This window comes from Arthrobacter sp. P1_B11 (assembly GCF_056406715.1).
The window spans coordinates 133,805-152,155 of sequence record NZ_JBFTZQ010000010.1; the positions used below are offsets into that span (position 1 = coordinate 133,805).

Sequence of the window (18,351 nt, forward strand, 5' to 3'; positions counted from 1 at the left end):
GCTGGCTAGTGCGTCAGGTCCTTGCCCTTGGTCTCGGGGATGGTGAAGATGAACGCCGCGCTGATCGCCAGAAGCACCACCGCATAAACGTTGAACAGGTTGGGCAGCTGGAGCGTCGTGCCAAGCCACTGCTGCAGGTAGGGAGCTGTTCCGCCGAACACCGCCACGCAGATGGAATACGGCACACCCACGCCCACGGTCCGGATGCTGGTGGGGAACAGCTCCGCGTAGACGGCGGGCACAATGGCCGCGCTCGCGGCGATGAAGATGAGCATCACGGACATGCTGACCGCCAGCTGCCAGGCAGAATCCTTCAGCAGCCAGGTCATGGGGAAGTGCATCACGGCCGCACCGATGGCGCCGGCCCACAGGACCTTCTTGCGGCCGATCCGGTCGGACAGCTTGCCCCAGAACGGCAGGGCGGCGATGAACACGATGTTGCCGACCACGCCGGCCCACAGCGCTTCGCCGCGGTCGATCTTCAGGGCGGTGGTGGCATAGCTCGGCGCCACCACACCCCAGATGTAATAGATCACCGTGAGGCCGACCGTCAGCCCGATGACCTGCAGCGCCTGCTTGCGGTATCGGACAATCTGCGGCCAGATCGGCGCGCGCTTCTCGGTGGTTGTCTCGCCTTCGAACACGTCCGACTCGTGCAGCCTGGACCGCATGATGAGCGCGTACAGGCCCATGGCGGCGCCGATCAGGAACGGAATGCGCCAGCCCCAGGCGTTCATGACCTCGGTACTCAGCGCCATGTTCAGGACCGCCCCCAGCAGCGTCCCAAACAGGATGCCCACCGTGCCCGAGGTGTAGATCAGCGTCGCCCAGAAGCCGCGGCGCTCCTTGGGTGCCATCTCGGACAGATACGTTTGCGACGACGGCAGCTCGCCTCCGTGCGCCAGGCCCTGAACAAGCCGGGCCACCAGGAGCATGAGTGAAGCCCACGCGCCGACGCTGGCAAACGTCGGCGCAACGCCGATCATTAGGCTGCCCAGAGACGCCAGCCCGACGGCGAGCGTCATGGAGGTCTTGCGGCCCACCCTGTCGCCGATCCAGCCGAAGAGGAACCCGCCGAACGGCCGGGCCACAAAGCCGACAGCGAAGATCGCCAAGGTGGACAGCACCGCCGACGCCGGATCCGCCTTGCTGAACAGCTGGCTGGCGATGAATGGGGTGAACGTGGCGTAGATGGCCCAGTCGTACCATTCGACTGCGTTGCCGATGCCTGTGCCGATGATGGTCTTCGCGGTGGACGCTCGGCCCGTGCGCTGCTGATTAAAGGTGGTGGTCATGGTTCTCTTCCTCAGGTGGGCGGGGCTAGGAGGCCGAGGCGGCGGCCGGAACGGCGGAGGCGCGGGCGGGGGACGCCGCCGCAGACAGCGTGGCCAGCCGCGAAACGGCGAGTTCGGCATAGAGCGCGGCCCCGTCAGCCAGCACGCCGTCGTCGAACGTTGCGTACGGTGAGTGGTTGAACGGGGAGGTGGCGTGGTCCGCATCCCGGGGCACGGCGCTCAGGCCGATGAAGGTGCCGGGCACCTCGGCGAGCACCCGGGAGAAGTCCTCGGAGCCGCTGAGCGGGGTGGCCCAGCGCGCGAGCCGCGATTCGCCGAAGAGGCCCGCGATGACGTTCTCGGCCGTGTGCGTTTCGTCCTCGTCCGTGATGGTGAGGGGGTATTCCTGCTGGTAGTCGACGTCCACGTCGAGCCCGTGTGCGGCGGCGATACCCTTGAGCAGACGAGGCACAGCGTCCATCATCTTCTGCCGGGACTCTTCGGAGAACGTCCGGATCGTGGCCTCGATGCGCGCCGTTTCCGGGATGACGTTGCGCTTGGTGCCGGCGTGGAGCACGCCCACGGACAGAACCACCGGATCGAACATGTTGAACTGCCGGGTGACCATGACCTGCAGGGCCGTCACCATTTCGGCCGCCGCCGTGACGGGGTCCTTGGCCGAATGCGGGGCTGAGCCATGGCCTCCGGCGCCCAGCACGGTGACCACCAGCCCGTCGGAGGAGCTGAGCATGACGCCCGGCTTCGTGCAGAACGTGCCGTGGGGCTCGAGGGAGGAGAAGACGTGCATGCCGTAGGCGGCGTCCACCCGGCGGCCGGGTGCGTCCAGAACGCCCTCACGGATCATGTAGCTCGCACCGTCGAAGCCCTCCTCGCCCGGCTGGAACATCAGCACCACGTCGCCGGCCAGCTGGTCCCGGCGTTCTGCCAGCAGCGTGGCGGCTCCTGCCAGCATGGACGTGTGGAGGTCGTGGCCGCACGCGTGCATGGCGCCGTCGATGGTGGAGGTGTACTGGACGCCGGTCTTCTCCTGGACTGGCAGCCCGTCCATGTCCGCGCGGAGGAGGACTGCGGGCCGGTCAGCCCCGGTGGTGCCGGCGGCGCCGGGTGAGCCGCCGCGCAGGACCGCGGTGACGGACGTCGTGTCCTTGCCCAGGGTGATCTCGAAGGGCAGCCCGTCCAAGGCCTTGAGGACCTTTTCCTGCGTCCGCGGCAGCTCCAGGCCGATCTCCGGCTCCCGGTGCAAGTCGTGGCGGAGCCTGGCGAGGTCTCCCTGCAGTTCCTGGGCATCGGCGGCAATTGGCACGTGCACTCCTTGTCTTCGGTTTTATGCTCGGTGCGTCTATTCTGAAGTGGCCTGCTTCACACTCCGAAGAAGTGCTGGAAGAATGCATTTGTATTGGATTATCTGCAGGATTCATGCAGGACGGAGGCTCATTTGGAGCTCAGCGAGGATGACCTGGTTCTCATCAACGCCCTGCAGATCGCGCCCCGGCTCAGCTGGGCGGATGCATCCGGGGTTCTGGGCGTTCACGCCACGACGCTTGCCAACCGGTGGGAGCGGCTGCGCTCCGGCGGGGCCTCGTGGGTGACGGCCCATCTCATCGGCGACCCCAAGCAGATGTGCCTCGCCTTCGTGGCCGTGGACTGCGAGATGAACCGCCGGGAACGTGTCACGGCCAGCCTGGCGGCGATGCCGGAGATCGTCACGGTGGAGGAGGCCGCCAGCAACCGCGACCTGATGCTCACCGTCATTACCCGGTCGCTGGAGGAATTCAGCACCAATGTGGTGTCCCGGCTGAAAGACATCGAGGGCCTGGTGAAGTACCAGACGGCACTGTGCACCCGGCTGCACACCGGCGGCGATGCCTGGCGGCTCAACGTGCTGAGCCGGGCGCAACAGGCGGCTCTTCGGGAACTCGCGCGCCCCGCTGGTCCCGGCACCGAGCGCCAGGGCGCCGCCCGGGAACCGCTGCCCGCGAGCCACCTGGATCTGCTTCCGTACCTGGCCAAGAATGGGCGCGCAACCGCGGCAGACATCGCGCGCGCCCTGGGCCGCAATCCTGCCACTGTGCAGCGCCAGCTGAACCGCGTGCTCGCCAGCGGAATCCTGTCCTTGCGGTGCGAGGTGGCGCAGCGGTACTCGTCCTACCCGGTCACCTGCCAGTGGTTTGTCAACGTTCCGGCCGGCCAGCATGAGGCCGCCGCCGCGGAGATCCGGACCATCCGGAACGTGCGCCTCAGCGCCTCGACCACGGGGCCCACCAATTTCGTGATCATCATGTGGCTCCAGTCGCTGGCCGACGTCATGACCGCCGAAGTCGCCCTGCAGCAGAAGGTCCCGGGCATCGAGCTGGTCGAAAGCGTCGTCATGCTCAGCACCGTGAAGCGGGTCGGCTGGTTGCTTAACAAGGACTCCACGGCGAGCGGCGCGGTCGTCGTCGATGCCGGGGGCCTCGAGCTCGCGTATTAGCCCGCGGGTTCCCAGCGCAGCGGACCTGTGCCGGGTGCGTTGCGCCGCCTCGTGTGGCATGCTGTCGCCGTGCACGAATCCGCCCCGCCACTTTCCGCAGCACCCGCCGCAGGGATCCTCCGGCACCCCTATCTCCTGGTGACCGTCGGCTCGTGCGCCCTGGTGTTCCTGGCCGCCTTCGAATCGCTGGCCGTGACCACCATCATGCCGATCGTCAGCCGCGAGCTCGACGGGGCAAGCCTGTACGCCCTGGCGTTTGCCGGCCCGCTGGCCACCGGGGTGATCGGCATGGTGGGCGCCGGCAACTGGTCCGACCGGCGGGGTCCTCTGGCGCCGCTGTACGCTTCCGTGGCCGTGTTCGTTCTGGGGCTGCTGATTGCGGGCACGTCCGGCAGCATGGCCGTCCTGGTCGCTGGCAGGCTGGTCCAGGGCCTGGGCGGCGGCGCCATGACCGTGGCCCTCTACGTGGTGGTGGCCCGCGCCTATCCGCCCGAGCTTCATCCTAAAATCTTCGCCGCGTTCTCCGCAGCGTGGGTCATCCCGTCCCTGGTGGGGCCGTTTGCCGCCGGACTCGTGGCGCAGCTGGCCGGCTGGCAGTGGGTGTTCCTCGGCGTGGTGGCCCTCGTTGTCCCCGCCCTGGCCATGCTGGTCCCGGCGCTGCGCGGGGTCCGGTCGGGACCGGAGGAGCAGCTGGCACCGTGGGCCTTCGGGCGGCTGGCCTGGGCTGCCCTCGCCGCCATCGCGGTATTGGGCCTGAACCTGTCCTCCCGGATTCCGGTGGCCGGCGCGCTCGTCGCGGCTGCCGCCGTCGTGGTTGCCCTGCTGGCCGTCAGGCCATTGGTGCCCCGCGGAACCCTGACCGCCCGCCGCGGGCTGCCCAGCGTGATCCTTACCCGGGGACTGGCGTCGGCCGCGTTCTTCGGCGCCGAAGTCTACCTGCCGTACCTGCTGGTGGACCGCTACGCCTTCTCGCCCACCTTCGCCGGACTCACGCTGACCGGGGGAGCTCTCGCCTGGGCCGCGGCCTCCGGTATCCAGGGTCGCCTCGGCGGACGGCTGCCGAGCCCGGTCGCGGTCCGGATCGGTTCGCTGCTGGTGCTGTCCGCGATAGTCCTCGCCCTGGTGACCACCGCCTTCGGCTGGCCGGCCGCCATCGCGATCGCCGGCTGGATCCTTGCCGGCGGCGGCATGGGACTGATGTATCCGCGGCTGAGCGTTATGACGCTCGCGCTCTCGACGCCGGACACGGAAGGCTTCAACAGCTCGGCGATGTCCATTTCCGATTCCCTCGGCGGTGCCCTCGCCCTCGCCACCACCGGCATCGTGTTCACCGCGTTTACGACGACGGCGGCATCGTTCGCCGGGGTGTTCGCCCTGACGGCCGCGGTCGCCGCAGCCGCTGTGGCCATTGCACCCCGGGTGGCCGACTAGCGCCGGAGCCTGTTAGAGGCGGGGGAGCACTTTGTAGGCGTCTGCCCGGGTGGCGCGCAGCACGGCGTCGGCCAGGAGCGCCATCTGTCCGTCCGGGCCGGTGGCCTCGCGTTCCCTGGCCTCAGCCACGTCCACCCGCCATTCCGGCGCCGTCAGCCTGAGCTCGGACACGAGCTCCTCCGCCGTGAAAAACCGTCCCGCCGCGTGGCCCGCTCCGCCGTCGTCGGAATGGCTATGACCGGACCAGGGTGGCAACCCCTCCGGATGGTGCCCCACGATCAGCAGTGTGCCGCCCGGCCGCACCGCGCCCGCGGCAATCCGGTGGGACCGCTGCCACGGCATTTCCGTGGAGTGCAGGAACTGCGCGGAGACGAGGTCAAACTGTTCCTGCGGTTTCCACGTCTCCAGGTCCTGCCGCAGCCAGGTGATGCGGCGGCCCGCCTCTAATTCCGCTGCATGCGCGGCGGCCCGTTCCAGCGCGACGGCGGACACGTCCACCGCGGTCACCGTCCAGCCCCGTCCGGCGAGCCACAGGGCATCGGCACCTTCGCCGCAGCCGAGGTCCAAAGCCGTTCCCGGTCTCAGCCCGGCCGTTTCAGCGACCAGTTGCGGGTTGGGCCGTCCGCTCCAGATGCGCGGACGGCTCCGGTACATTTCGTCCCAAAGGTGGGCGGCGCCGTCGTTCTTTGCCGCGTAGTGCTCTGCATTGGCGCCGTCCGCGGAATGCTGGTGGGAAGGTGAAGGCATCCGGTTATCCGCCGCTCTTGATCTTGCGCCAGCCGCCGGCGCGGTTGTTGGCGATGACAGCCCTGAACAGTTCCGTCAGGGCAGGTGCATTGATCGCTTCGCCTTCGTAGAAGGCCACCGTGCGGGCCGTCTTGTTCTCGTGTCCACCGGTGATGAGGTGGCCCGGGTCAGGCACGATCCCGCCGTCGTACAGGAAGACGTTGACGTGGTCCTTGGCCGCGAGGAGGGCGCAGATGTTGCCCTGGAGTTCAAAGTAGGGTTGCCGCGTGCGCTTGATGGTCTCCGTCACTTCCGGATCGGCGGCATGGACCAGCTCGCGGACTTCCCGGCACACCGCCTGCTGCCATTCGGGAAGCGCGCCAATGTAGGCGTCCACGCGCGGATCTGCGGTGTAGTCCATGGGGAACACCCTGCCACACAATCCGCAGTTGGAGACAGTGTCAGGGGAGCTGCAGGATGATGTTCCCCTCGCCGTCCGCGTGCACCGGATAGCTGCGCAGCGGGCCGGCTCCGGTGGTGGAGCAGCCGGTGTCCAGCTCGAAGGAGTGCTGGTGCAGGGGACACATCACCAGGGCCTGGTCGATGGTGCCGTCGGCTATGGGGCCGCCCTTGTGGGGGCAGACAGCGGAAAGCGCCCGGAGGGACCCGTCCCTGAGCCGGAATACCGCGATCTGCTCACCGTCGACGCCGAACGCGCGGCCCTCGCCGACGGGAACCTGGTCCAGCCGGCCGAGGACGTGCAGGCCGGCGCTCTGCCCGGCGTCGGAGAGTCCCGTTTTGGAGAGTCCCGTGCTCATCGGACCGGCACCTGGGGAAGAACCTCAAGCGGGAGCGAAGTGCGGAACTGGCCGGGGGTGAACGGATCGTCGCGTTCGGTCCAGGGGTCGACGTAGGCGTCGACGGACTCCTGCATGGCGGCGTCGAGCTGCGCGGCGATCCCTTCGGCGTCGTCCACGATCACCGACCGGAGGTGCTCAATGCCGACGCGCGGCACAAACGCGTACGTGCGCTCCAGCCAGTTGGCGCGCTCCCGGTAGTACTGCATGAAGCGGCCGGTCAGCAGCTTCACGGTCTCGGGGCTGTCCACGGTGGCAAGCAGGTCGCCCTTGCGGATGTGGGCCCCGGCCGCGCCGCCCACGTAGATCTCCCAGCGGCCGCCCTCCACGGCCACCACCCCCACGTCCTTCACCAGCGATTCGGCGCAGTTCCGCGGGCAGCCGGACACGGCCAGTTTCAGTTTCGCCGGCGACTCGATGCCTTGGAAGCGCGACTCGATCTCGATGCCCAGCCGGGTGGAATCGCCGGTCCCGTAGCGGCAGAACTCCTTGCCGACGCACGTCTTCACGGTCCGGAAGCTCTTGCCGTAGGCATAGCCGGACGGCATGTCGAGGTCGGCCCAGACCCTGGGCAGGTCCTCCTTGGGAACGCCGAGCAGGTCGATCCGCTGCCCACCGGTGAGCTTCACCATGGGAATCCTGTACTTGTCCGCGACGTCGGCAATCCGGCGGAGCTGCTCAGGGGATGTCACGCCGCCCTTCATCTGCGGCACCACCGAAAACGTGCCGTCCCGCTGGATATTGGCGTGGACCCGGTCGTTCACGAACCGGGCGTCACGCTCGTCGACGTATTCACCGGCCCACATCATCTTCAGCAGCGAGGCCAGGCCCATCTTGGATTTCGCATCCTCGGTTCCGCCGGGAGCCAGCGCGGCGAATACCGCAGACACCGAATGCAGATTCTGTTCGCGGATGGCCTTCATGAGGGCAGCCTTCTCCAGCGGCACGCCCGGCACGTAGTAGCTTGCCGCGGGATCTTCCGCCACGGCGCCGTCGGCGGCCCACTCCACCACCTGCCGGACCAGCAGTTTGCAGGAGCCGCAGCCCTTGCCCGCGCGCGTCGCGTCCATCACGCCGGCCAGCGTGTTGCAGCCGCCGGCCACGGTGTCCACCAGGGCCTGCTTGCTGACGCCGTTGCAGTTGCAGACCTGCGCGTCACCGCCCAGTTCGGCCACGCCCGCCTCCTCAGCCGGCCCGCCGACGTCGAACAGCAGCGAGACGCGTTCCTCCGGCAGCGGCAGCCCGCGGTCGAACGCCTGCGTCAGGTAGGCCACTTTGCGGCTGTCCCCGAGCAGCGTGGCACCCACGATCTTGCTGTCCCGGATCACGATGGACTTGAAGACTCCGCGGCTCGGCTCCGAGAACACCACGTGTTCGTCGGTGTCCCGTTCCGGGGCCTGCAGCCCCATGGAGGCGACGTCGACGCCGGCCACCTTGAGTTTCGTGGCCGTCCGGGTGCCCAGGTAGGCCGCTTTCGGATTGGCGCCCGTAACGTGGTCGGCCAGGACGGAGGCCTGCTCCCATAGCGGCGCCACGAGGCCGTACACCTCGCCGCGGTGCTGGACGCACTCGCCCACCGCGTAGATCTCGTCCTCATCCGGCACGCGCATCTGGTCGTCAACCACGATCGCCCGCTCCACCGGCAGGCCGCTCGTGACGGCCACCTCAACGTTGGGGCGGATGCCTGCCGCCACCACCACCATGTCGCAGCCGATGTCCGGCATGTCCCGCAGCCGGACGCCGCGCACCCTGTCATCGCCCAGGATGGCCGTGGTCCGGCTGCCCGTGTGGACCCTGATGCCGAGCGCTTCCACGCTTCGCCGCAGGACCGCGCCGCCGTCGGGCCCCATCTGGGCGTTCATCAGGTGACCTCCAGAGTGGACCACCTCGACGTCGATGCCGTGGCTTTGCAGCCCGCGCGCGGCTTCCAGCCCCAGGAGTCCGCCGCCGATCACCACTGCCCGGTGGTGGTGGTCCTGCTGGGCGTAGGAGACCATGCCGTGTGTGTCGTCGATCGTGCGGAACGCGAAAACGCCCGGCCGCAGCAGCCCTCCGGGGGTGTACAGTCCGTCCATCGGCGGCAGGTGCGAGCGGCTGCCCGTGGCAATGACCAGGACGTCGTACGGCGTGGCACGGCCGTCGTCCGAAAATACCAGCCTGGCGAAGCGGTCGATTTTTTCTGCCCGGACGCCCGCGTGCAGCGTGATGTCGTTCTCCCGGTACCAGGCCAGGGAATTGAGGAAGATATCGCCGGCGCTTTCCTCGCCGGAGAGGACGTGGCTGAGCATGATCCGGTTGTAGTTGCCGTACGGCTCGTCCCCGAACATGGTGATCCTGTACTGCACGCCGCCGCCGCGGGCCAGGATCTCTTCGACGGCCCGCGCCCCGGCCATGCCGTTGCCGATCACCACGAGCCGACGGCGGGAATCAACAGTTTTCGTCCGGGCGGACCGGCTCGCCACCGCTGTCATCAGTGCTCCACCATGCCCAGATCGACCACCACTGAACCGCTCACACCCGTGTCCGCCAGCAGCCTGAGTTCGATCAGCGAGCCGCCCTCGATGTCCTCCACCACGCGGAGCGGGACGTGGACATCGCTCTTTGCACCGATAGGGAAGTACCGCATGGGAATGCCGTCCCGCATCAGGACCACCGTGATCAGCTCCGGGGAGGAGTTACCGCCCCTGAAGTACAGCGTCTGGTTGATCACTCCGTCCGGAACGTAGTGCGACAGCTGGCTGTGGATGGGCACGGGCTTTTCCAGGCCGGCGCCGTCGAAGGGGAAGATGCCCTGGAGGAAGAGGTTCTTCAAGATCACGGTCAGATCCTTTCGGCAGAGAATCGCTGACCTGGTGGCGATCAGCCGGGCATACGACCATGGTGCTCCGGGGTTGTTTCGCGCTTCCGCGCGCGAGGTAATTTCCGTATAACACCTTCCTCACCACCGCCTGCTTTTCGGGCAGTGACCGGGAGCGGAGGCCGCAGATGGTAGACTGGTGGAACTTGATGTGCAGTGATGCCCACTTTGTTCCGGTCCATCAACCGGAATCCCGCTTAGGATCCGTCCGGCAGGGAGTGGGCTTTTTTCATGTGAGAGGCACATCCTGCGTCGATGAACGCTATTTGGTCCCAGCCGCAAAAACCGGCCGGTTGATCACCTGACTTTTCTTCGGCGACCCCCTGAGCCAACCGGCATCGGGGGCCGATATCCGCTTGGATACCGCCTGAAAGACCCTGATAAACACATGACTACTTTCGCTGCCCTCGGCACGCCCAAGGCACTCGCCGACACCCTGACAGCACAGGGGATCGAAACACCGTTCCCCATCCAGGTCAAGACCCTTCCGGACACCCTTGCCGGTCGCGACGTCCTGGGCCGCGGCCGCACCGGCTCCGGCAAGACCATTGCTTTCGCCATCCCGCTTGTAGCACGACTCGCTGAGCGGGAAGCCAAGCACTTCCGCAAGCCCGGCCGCCCCATGGGCCTCGTTCTTGCACCCACCCGTGAGCTGGCCACCCAGATCAACGCCACCATCGAGCCGATGGCCAAGGCCATGGGCCTGACCACCACCGTGATCTACGGCGGCATCTCCCAGGCCCGCCAGGAAAAGGCGCTGCGCGCCGGCGTCGACATCGTCATCGCCTGCCCGGGCCGCCTGGAGGACCTGATCCGCCAGCGCATCCTGACGCTCGAAGCCGTGGAGATCACCGTCCTGGACGAGGCAGACCACATGGCCGACCTCGGCTTCCTGCCCGTGGTCAAGAAGCTCATGGATATGACCCCGAGCCAGGGCCAGCGCCTGCTGTTCTCGGCCACCCTGGACAACGGCGTGGACAAGATCGTCCAGCGCTACCTGTCCAACCCGCTGACCCACTCCGTGGACGATCCGCAGGCCGCGGTGACCACCATGGAACACCACGTGCTGGTGGTCAACGACCAGACCGTCAAGAAGCAGCTGATCGTCGAGCTCGCCTCGGGCGCCGGCCGCCGGGTGCTCTTCATGCGCACCAAGCACCACGCCCGCAAGCTGGCCAAGACCCTGACAGACGCCGGCATCCCCGCCGTCGATCTGCACGGCAACCTGTCGCAGAACGCCCGTGACCGGAACCTGGCCGAGTTCTCCTCCGGTGACGTCCGCGTCCTGGTGGCCACCGACGTCGCCGCCCGCGGTGTCCACGTGGACGACGTCGAACTGGTCATCCACGTTGACCCGCCCACCGAGCACAAGGCTTACCTGCACCGCTCGGGCCGCACGGCACGCGCCGGTTCGGACGGCACCGTGGTCACGCTGACGCTCCCGGAGCAGCAGTCGGACGTCAAAAAGCTGATGAAGGCTGCCGGCGTCGAGGTCAACTTCGAGCGCGTCACCGCCAACTCGCCGCTGGTTGCAGAACTGGTGGGCGAAATGGCCGACAAGATCGATCCGCGCACCCGCGCCGCACTGCTCGCCGCGAAGGCGGCACAGCACGGCGGCGGCACCTCCACCGGTGCCAACGCCGAGCGCAAACGCGCACGCCGCCAGGCTGCACCCACCACGGGTGGCCGGGGCGGTCGCGGCGGACGCGGACGTGTTTCCGCCGAGGCTCCCCGCACCGATCTTCCCCGCGCCGAGCGCCGTGCCGCGGCCTACGAAGGCCAGGCTGCCGCACGGAACGCCGCAGACCGCGTCATCGAGCAAAACGAAGACCGGGCCCAGGCAGCAGCAGCTGCACGCCGCAACGCACGTGGCCGTGGCACGGCGTCCACGCACCGCAACGACGTTCCAGCAGCTGGTGGCCGTCCGTCGGCTGGCCGCGGTTCGGACGGACGTTCCGAATCCCGCATAACCCGCAGCGATGCTCCCCGTGGCGGCACCGGCCGTCCGGCGACCGGCGGCCAGCGCAGCGGACGCCCGGCAACAGGCCAGCGTGCCGCGGGAGCCCCTGCCGGCACCGGCGCCCGTACCGGCGGCGGCAACACCGGCGGCCAGCGCGCTGCCGGCGGTAACACCGGCGGCAACAAGGCTGTCTGGTCCTCCAACACTGGCGGCACCTCGGGTGGATCCTACGCAGGCGGCGGCAACGGCCGTTCCGGCGAAGGCCGTCCGGCACGCAGCGGCCCCCGCCGCGCCTCGGCTCCGGCTTCCAACGAACGCCGCAGCCGCTAAAAACCCGCACAACCACCATCGAGTGCTCCGTAACTGCCTTTTAGAGGGTTCATAACGGCAGTTCTGGAGCACTCGATGAGGTTTCAGGCCTCACCAGCCGCGGGCGCGCCACTCCTCCAGATGCGGACGCTCCGCGCCGAGGGTAGTGGGCTTGCCGTGGCCCGGGTGCACTATGGTGTCGTCCGGGTAGGCATCGAACAGCCGCTCGCTCACATCGGTGATGAGCTGGTTGAACCGTTCGGCATCCTTCTGGGTGTTGCCCACGCCGCCCGGGAACAGTGAATCGCCCGAAAAGATGTGGGCCGGGCCCTCCGGGTCCTGGTACACCAGTGCCACCGAGCCGGGGGTGTGCCCGCGCAGGTGCACTGCGGTCACGTCGAAGCCGTCGAAGTTGCCGACGTCCCCGTGGTCCAGCAGCACATCCACCGGCACCGGCAGTCCGGGGGCGTCATCCGTGCCGGCCGCCGTCTTGGCGCCGGTCGCAGCCACAAGCTCCGGAAGCGCACGGACATGGTCCCAGTGCTGGTGCGTGGTGGCAATCAGTGCCAGTTTGGGCGTTGCCGCTGTATCCGCTGCAGCGTCCGCGAGCAGGCCCTGGATTGCGGGCAGGTCATCCGCGGCGTCGATCAACAGCTGCGCGCCGGACTCCTTGGCGGTGAGCAGATACACGTTGTTGTCCATCTCGCTGACAGAAATGCGGCGGATGGTGATGTTCCGGAGTGAATGAATGAGCGTGTCCATGCGCTTCAGTCTACGAAGGTTGAGCGCTGACGCTCTTGCAGGGCCGCCGCGCCCTCCGCGGATTCCACTATCGGAATGCGGAGGGGCGGCGTTTCTGCGTCTGCCGCCGGTGCGCCGCCTACTCGCGGCCCTGGGACACCCACTGCGGATCAGCGGACCGGGAGCCGACGACGGCGTCCGCGGCTGCGTCGAGCGTCTCCAGTTGCGTCGGGGTCAGTTCCAACGCAAGGGCGCCCAGGTTTTCGTCGATGCGGCGCGCTTTGCGCGTGCCGGGAATCGGGACGACCGGCAGGCCAAGGCGCGTGCCGTGGGCGAGCAGCCAGGCCAGCGCAACCTGTGCCGGCGAGGACGCCAGCTCCGACGCTACGGACTGCACTGCCGCCACGACTTGCTGGTTGGCGTCCAGCGCACCTTCGGCGAAGCGCGGGATCTTGCGCCGGAAGTCATTTTCACCCAGCTGCGAGGCGTCAACGGTTCCGGTGAGGAATCCCCGGCCCAGCGGCGAATACGGCACGAAGCCCACGCCAAGCTCGGCCGCTGCCGGAACCACGTTGCGTTCCACATCCCGGCTCCAGATGGACCATTCGCTCTGGACGGCGGCGATGGGGTGGATGGTGCTGGCCTCCCGGAGTTCATCGGCTGTTACTTCCGACAGGCCCAGGTGCCGGACCTTCCCCTGCTCCACCAGCTCCGCCATGGCGCCCACGGTTTCAGAGATCGGAACCCGGACGTCGCGGCGGTGCATGTAGTAGAGGTCGATGACGTCCGTGCCAAGCCGCTGCAGGCTGCGGTCCACGGCTGCCTTGACGTAGGCGGCATCCCCGCGGATGTCACTGTAGCCAGTGGACGGTGAGCCCACGAGGCCGAATTTGGTGGCCAGCTGGACCTCACCGCGGCGGTCACGGAGCAGCTGCGCGATCAGCTCTTCGTTGTTTCCGCCGCCGTAAATATCGGCGGTGTCGATGAAGCTGATGCCTGCGTCCACCGCATGGTGCAGGGTCCGGAGGGCTTCGGCCAGGTCCACCTCGCCGTACACGGGGGTGAGCGCCATACCGCCGAACCCCAGGGGGCTGACAGGGAGGCCGTCGCCCAGGTGCAACGATGCTGCCAGGTTGTTCGTCATCTCAATCTCCGTCTCCAGGGAAGTGCTGTCCCAGCCAAGAACCAAGGCGGCCGGGCAGGTATTCCGGCAGCCCGTTCCAGGACGCGCCGGGAGTGCCGCTCAAAGGTGGGGAGGTTCAGCGCCGGTGCTTGACGGCGCCGGAGGCAGCAGCTTCAGTCCCGCGGCACAACCGACGATCCCGGCGATGAACAGCACCTTGAGCACGCTGACAGGCTCGACGCCGGTGGCCATGGCCCAGCCGACCGTCAGCGCCGCGCCGATCCCCACCCAGACGGCGTAGGCCGTGCCGAGCGGGATGCGTTTCACCGCCAGGCCGAGGCCCAGCATGCTGAGCGTCGCCGCCGCGGCAAACACGAGCGAAGGCACCGGCCGGGTAAAACCTTCGGACAGCCCCAGCGCCGTCGCCCAGACCGCCTCAAGGACGGCGGAGGCCAGCAGGATGAGCCAGGCAGTGCCAGGTTTCGAGGTCATCACGCCACCACCTTCAGGCCAACCACGCAGGCGGCGATCCCGCCGAGCAGCAGCAGCCGGGCCGCCGTCGGCCGTTCAACCCTGGTGACAATCGCGTAAGCGGACGTCAGCACGACGCCCACGCCGACCCACACCGCGTAGGCGGTGCCGGTGGGAATGGACTGCATCGCGATGGCGAGGCCGCCCGTGCTGGCCAGGACCGAGGCGAGGAAAAGGGCTGCGGGGGCAATCCGGCGCCGGCCCGAAGACTGGAAGGTGCGGTGCAGCGCCGCCGCCCACACAGCCTCAAGGGCACCGGAGAAAATGAGAATGAACCACGACATGACAGATCCTTTGGCCAGTCTTGTCGCGTGCCGGGTACTGAACCGTCGTCCGGAGGTCCGCCGAACGGGACCTTGTGTTTCAGCCTAGCAACGCACGACGGCGGGTGGCCAGCTGGGTTGATTGGCCAGCTGGGTTGATTGACCAAGCGGGGCGGGTGGCTAGCCTACGACCGGGCCGGTGGACGCTGAGCCGCGGGATCCGGCATTGCTGGATCCGGCGTCGGGGGACACGGCATCGATGGACACCACGGCCAGGAACCCGCGTCCCAGGATTTCAGGCGTCCGCGCGTCTGAACCGACCACGGCGTCGTAGCGGCCGAGCGGCTCCGCGTCACCCGGACCGGCTTCCGGGCCGGCATCGTCCGGTTCCGTGCCAGGACTGACCGTCGCCTGGCCTTGGAGCAGGATGCCAAGCTGCCCCTCAAATACTGGATGTGCCCGCTTCTTGGAGAGCTCCACAATGGACGTGTACCCCTTGAAAGCGCCGGTCCGGGCGATGACGTTAAGGTCGCGGATGTCACCCGTGGGCAACGCGCCGGAGGCCGCCGCTTCGCCGGAGAAGCGGAAGGGCCGGTATTTCTCGAGCGGATGTTCGCCGCCGTCGACGGTCAGCAGCAGGAGCTCACCGTCGATGACCGTCAGCACGCGCTCCATGCCGGGGAAGGACGAGAAATCGCCGGCTTCGGCGACGTCGGCGATGCTGACTCGCCAGTCCCAGGCGCCGTCCTGTGCAGAGGCGGCCAGGGGATGGCTGGCCAGCTCCCGGGTCACCCCGCCGCCGTTGCGCCACGGTTGCGGTCTGAGGTCTGCGAAGCGAATGATCTCCATCCGCCCAGCCTAGCCGGGGCGGCGTCCGGCACGGCAGCCAACCGGCTGGACGTTGCCGGGTCTTTCGTTGCCCGCGGGTGGTGGCCCGCGTAAAGTCAGCGCTGTGAAACCACGCAACTGGGGGACACATCAACCAAAGGAGCCGGTGAATGTTCGTCAAAGTGTGCGGGTTGAGTACGCCTGAATCGATCCGGGAGGCAGTGGAGGCCGGAGCGGATGCGGTGGGCTTCGTACTGACCGCCAGCCCCAGGGTTGTCTCCCCGGCGCAGGTCATGCAGCTGCTCCGCAGCGTTCCCGAAAGCGTCGCCGCCATCGGCGTTTTCCGACACGAACCGGCCGGGGACGCCGTGGCCATAGCGCGCGCGGCCGGCCTGGAATGGATCCAGCTTCACGGCCGCCGCACCCCCGAGGACGTAAAGACAGCGCATGACGCCGGGATGAAGGTCATCCGGGCAGTCACCATGGATGACGCCCCGGACGCGTTCGGGAGCTGGGGCGAGGAGCTGCTCCTGGTCGATGCCGCCGTCCCCGGATCAGGCGAAAGCTGGGACTACGGCTCCATGCGCACCAAGGGCCTCGATGGCCGGAACTGGCTCCTCGCCGGCGGGCTGAACCCTGCAAACGTCGCAGAAGCGGCCCAAGCGGCGGGGGCGTGGGGCGTGGACGTCTCCTCCGGCGTCGAGAAGTCCCGGGGCGTCAAGGACCTGGCGAAAATCCGCGCGTTCGTGACGGCCGCGAAAGCCTGACAACGGCGTGGGCTCCTCTCCGGCTGTGATTGCCCAGGCGCCCTTGGCCCCGCTGTATGCGGCGGGTTTCGTTACGGCCTTTGGAGCCCACAGCGTTGCCGCGGGCCTGGGCGCGCAGAGCGGAAACATCGGCCTGACCCTGCTGAATCTGGGCGTTCTGCTCGCTGTCTATGACGTCTCCGAAGTCTTTCTCAAGCCCGTTTTCGGGGTGCTGAGCGACAGGGTTGGAGCCAAACCGGTCATTGTCGGCGGCCTGCTGGGCTTTGCCGTTCTTTCGCTGATCGGCCTCTGGGCCGCGGATCCGCTCCTGCTTGGCCTCGCCCGCCTAGGGCAGGGCGCCGCGGCTTCGGCGTTCTCGCCGGCCTCCTCGGCCATGGTGGCTCGGCTGACGGCGGGCAAGAGCGCCGGAACGGTGTTCGGCAGATACGGCTCGTGGAAGAGCCTGGGCTATGTGATCGGACCACTCCTGGGTGCCGGCCTGATCCTGGCGGGCGGTTTCGCATTGCTGTTCGCGGTGCTTTCGGTCTTGGCCGCGGGCACCGCTGTGTGGGTCATGGCGGCAGTGCCGCACCTTGCGCCGCTCCCGCGCCGGCGCTACACCGTGCTGGATCTGGCCCGGCAGGTTTCCGAGCGCAGCTTCCTGGTGCCAACCCTGGCGCTGGCGGCCTCCATGGGGGCCATGGGGGCAGCCATCGGATTCCTTCCTGCACTGGCCGTGAGGGACGGGCTCGATCCGCTGGCGGGCACGGCAGCTGTCAGCGTGCTGGCCGTCGCCTCGGTGCTGGTGCAGCCCCGGATAGGTCGGCTTCGTGACCGGCACCGGATCGGCGACGCCGTCGGCATGCGGGCGGGCCTGCTGCTCACCGCAGCCGGGGCCGCCCTCCTGGCGATCGCCCCGTCTCCCGTCACCGATTTCGTGGCTGCGGCAGCGATAGGCACCGGCGTGGGCGCCGCCACCCCATTGGGCTTTGCCCATCTGGCGGACGCCACTCCGCCGGAACGGATGGGACGGACCATGGGCTCAGCCGAACTCGGGCGCGAACTCGGCGACGCCGGCGGACCTCTCCTTCTCGGAGGAGTGGCCACCCTGGCCGGACTCCCGCTCGGCCTCGGCGTGCTCGCGCTGCTCGTTGCGGCTGCCAGCATCCCCACGTTGCGTTCAAGGTCGGTCAGTTCAGGGTTAAATCAGGGCGGACCCCGAGGCTCCAACAGCTCTTCGAGGGGCAGAATGGACTGATGAAGACACTTCTCAACATCATCTGGCTGGTGTTCGGCGGCCTCTGGCTGTCGATTGGCTACTTCCTTGCCGGCGTGGTCTGCTGCCTCCTGATCGTCACCATCCCGTGGGGCATCGCGTCGTTCCGGATCGCCTCGTACACGCTCTGGCCGTTCGGCCGCATGGTGGTGGACAAGCCGGGAGGAAACGGTGTGTTCGCCCTGCTGGGAAACGTAATCTGGCTGCTCGTAGCGGGCATCTGGATCGCCATCGGGCATGTGGTGACGGCGTTCGCCATGGCCGTCACCATCATCGGAATCCCGCTGGCCATCGCCAACCTCAAGCTCATCCCGGTCTCCCTCATGCCGCTGGGCAAGCAGATCGTTCCCACCAACACGCCCTTCGTCAGCAGCTACCGCTGACCGATTCAACAGTTCATGCAGCCCCACGGAAAGTGAGGAAGAGCCATATGTCTGAAGCCCAGACCACCAGATCGAAAAGCACGCCCACCGAGGAACCGATGCTGGTGATCACCCGCCACTTCGAGGCCCCGGCCAGCCGGGTATGGTCCGCCCTGACCGATCCTGACCAGGCGCCGTCCTGGTGGGGGCCGCACGGATTCCACACGCCGCGGGAGACCATCGAGACGGACTTCGAAGTAGGCGGCCGGTACCGGGCCTGCATGATCAAGGACGAGACCGGCGAGAAGTTGTGGTGGAGCGGCATCCACACACGGATCGACCCGCCTGCCGTCTTCGAATTCACCTATGCCTGGGACAACGAGGACGGCACCCGCGGCTACGAAACGGAAGTGGCCGTCGAACTCGAGGAAGAGCCCGGCGGCACCCGGATGACCTTCACGCAGGGCCCCTTCGAATCAGTGGAAAGCCGGGACGGGCACGGCGCCGGCTGGGGCGAGGCGTTCGACCGCCTGGCAAGCCACGTCAGGACTGACGGCTAACCGCCCACAGTCCGGC

The 18,351-nt window shown here is 67.9% G+C and carries 19 protein-coding genes and 1 riboswitch; of the genes, 7 read left to right on the plus strand and 12 right to left on the minus strand.

The genetic code is table 11. The annotated features are described in order from the left end of the window. Positions 1-5 precede the first annotated feature (5 nt). Complete coding sequence (locus tag AC1D14_RS10875) at positions 6-1,295, minus strand: MFS transporter (protein WP_230119813.1); 1,290 nt, start codon at positions 1,293-1,295, stop codon at positions 6-8. A 25-nt stretch (positions 1,296-1,320) separates the two neighbouring features. Then, a complete protein-coding gene (locus tag AC1D14_RS10880) occupies positions 1,321-2,598 on the minus strand; it encodes a M20 metallopeptidase family protein (RefSeq protein WP_230119812.1) in 1,278 nt (425 codons plus the stop codon). 132 nt (positions 2,599-2,730) lie between these two features. On the opposite strand from AC1D14_RS10880, the gene AC1D14_RS10885 reads away from it, so the two are divergent. Further along, complete coding sequence (locus tag AC1D14_RS10885; RefSeq protein ID WP_476968471.1) at positions 2,731-3,765, plus strand: Lrp/AsnC ligand binding domain-containing protein; 1,035 nt, start codon at positions 2,731-2,733, stop codon at positions 3,763-3,765. 69 nt (positions 3,766-3,834) lie between these two features. Continuing rightward, complete coding sequence (locus AC1D14_RS10890) at positions 3,835-5,196, plus strand: MFS transporter (RefSeq protein WP_230119810.1); 1,362 nt, start codon at positions 3,835-3,837, stop codon at positions 5,194-5,196. A 12-nt stretch (positions 5,197-5,208) separates the two neighbouring features. On the opposite strand, the gene AC1D14_RS10895 is transcribed toward AC1D14_RS10890, so the two are convergent. The 5 genes from AC1D14_RS10895 to AC1D14_RS10915 are packed head-to-tail and all read right to left on the minus strand — an operon-like array spanning position 5,209 to position 9,597. Then, complete coding sequence (locus AC1D14_RS10895; protein WP_476968472.1) at positions 5,209-5,943, minus strand: SAM-dependent methyltransferase; 735 nt, start codon at positions 5,941-5,943, stop codon at positions 5,209-5,211. A gap of 4 nt (positions 5,944-5,947) precedes the next feature. After that, positions 5,948-6,343 carry a DUF1801 domain-containing protein gene (locus AC1D14_RS10900; protein WP_230119809.1) on the minus strand — a complete coding sequence of 132 codons (396 nt, stop codon included), beginning with the start codon at positions 6,341-6,343 and terminating at the stop codon, positions 5,948-5,950. A 40-nt stretch (positions 6,344-6,383) separates the two neighbouring features. Then, complete coding sequence (locus tag AC1D14_RS10905) at positions 6,384-6,740, minus strand: Rieske (2Fe-2S) protein (RefSeq protein WP_230119808.1); 357 nt, start codon at positions 6,738-6,740, stop codon at positions 6,384-6,386. Then, positions 6,737-9,250 (minus strand): nitrite reductase large subunit NirB, encoded by a 2,514-nt coding sequence (nirB, locus tag AC1D14_RS10910; RefSeq protein ID WP_230119807.1) that lies wholly within the window; start codon positions 9,248-9,250, stop codon positions 6,737-6,739. The genes AC1D14_RS10905 and nirB overlap by 4 nt, the downstream gene beginning before the upstream one ends. Continuing rightward, on the minus strand, positions 9,250-9,597 hold the full coding sequence (locus AC1D14_RS10915; protein ID WP_230119806.1) for a molybdopterin oxidoreductase: 348 nt from the start codon (positions 9,595-9,597) through the stop codon (positions 9,250-9,252). The genes nirB and AC1D14_RS10915 overlap by 1 nt, the downstream gene beginning before the upstream one ends. A gap of 427 nt (positions 9,598-10,024) precedes the next feature. Between AC1D14_RS10915 and AC1D14_RS10920 the strand changes: the two genes are divergently transcribed. Next, a complete protein-coding gene (locus tag AC1D14_RS10920) occupies positions 10,025-11,926 on the plus strand; it encodes a DEAD/DEAH box helicase (RefSeq protein ID WP_476968473.1) in 1,902 nt (633 codons plus the stop codon). 90 nt (positions 11,927-12,016) lie between these two features. On the opposite strand, the gene AC1D14_RS10925 is transcribed toward AC1D14_RS10920, so the two are convergent. The 5 genes from AC1D14_RS10925 to AC1D14_RS10945 form a co-directional block, all read right to left on the minus strand. Continuing rightward, positions 12,017-12,667 carry an MBL fold metallo-hydrolase gene (locus AC1D14_RS10925; RefSeq protein WP_230119804.1) on the minus strand — a complete coding sequence of 217 codons (651 nt, stop codon included), beginning with the start codon at positions 12,665-12,667 and terminating at the stop codon, positions 12,017-12,019. A gap of 118 nt (positions 12,668-12,785) precedes the next feature. Next, a complete protein-coding gene (locus AC1D14_RS10930; RefSeq protein ID WP_230119803.1) occupies positions 12,786-13,790 on the minus strand; it encodes an aldo/keto reductase in 1,005 nt (334 codons plus the stop codon). 99 nt (positions 13,791-13,889) lie between these two features. Further along, positions 13,890-14,261, minus strand: a complete 372-nt coding sequence (locus AC1D14_RS10935) for a DMT family transporter (protein ID WP_230119802.1) — start codon at positions 14,259-14,261, stop codon at positions 13,890-13,892. Then, positions 14,261-14,584 carry a DMT family transporter gene (locus AC1D14_RS10940; protein WP_230119801.1) on the minus strand — a complete coding sequence of 108 codons (324 nt, stop codon included), beginning with the start codon at positions 14,582-14,584 and terminating at the stop codon, positions 14,261-14,263. Before AC1D14_RS10940 ends, AC1D14_RS10935 begins: the two co-directional genes overlap by 1 nt. A gap of 9 nt (positions 14,585-14,593) precedes the next feature. Then, a riboswitch (guanidine-III (ykkC-III) riboswitch) is annotated at positions 14,594-14,660 on the minus strand. Positions 14,661-14,743: 83 nt separating this feature from the next. Beyond that, on the minus strand, positions 14,744-15,412 hold the full coding sequence (locus AC1D14_RS10945) for a HutD/Ves family protein (protein ID WP_230119800.1): 669 nt from the start codon (positions 15,410-15,412) through the stop codon (positions 14,744-14,746). A gap of 149 nt (positions 15,413-15,561) precedes the next feature. On the opposite strand from AC1D14_RS10945, the gene AC1D14_RS10950 reads away from it, so the two are divergent. Genes AC1D14_RS10950 through AC1D14_RS10965 form a run of 4 tightly spaced genes read left to right on the plus strand, consistent with a single transcriptional unit; the run spans position 15,562 to position 18,335 of the window. Next, positions 15,562-16,158 (plus strand): phosphoribosylanthranilate isomerase, encoded by a 597-nt coding sequence (locus AC1D14_RS10950; RefSeq protein ID WP_476881991.1) that lies wholly within the window; start codon positions 15,562-15,564, stop codon positions 16,156-16,158. A gap of 7 nt (positions 16,159-16,165) precedes the next feature. After that, positions 16,166-17,395, plus strand: coding sequence for an MFS transporter (locus AC1D14_RS10955; RefSeq protein WP_476968474.1), 1,230 nt, complete (start codon positions 16,166-16,168; stop codon positions 17,393-17,395). Next, positions 17,395-17,796 (plus strand): YccF domain-containing protein, encoded by a 402-nt coding sequence (locus AC1D14_RS10960; protein WP_230119797.1) that lies wholly within the window; start codon positions 17,395-17,397, stop codon positions 17,794-17,796. The genes AC1D14_RS10955 and AC1D14_RS10960 overlap by 1 nt, the downstream gene beginning before the upstream one ends. 47 nt (positions 17,797-17,843) lie before the next feature. Continuing rightward, entirely contained in the window at positions 17,844-18,335 is a 492-nt protein-coding gene (locus AC1D14_RS10965; protein ID WP_476881993.1) for an SRPBCC family protein, read from the plus strand. The last annotated feature ends 16 nt before the right edge of the window (positions 18,336-18,351 follow it).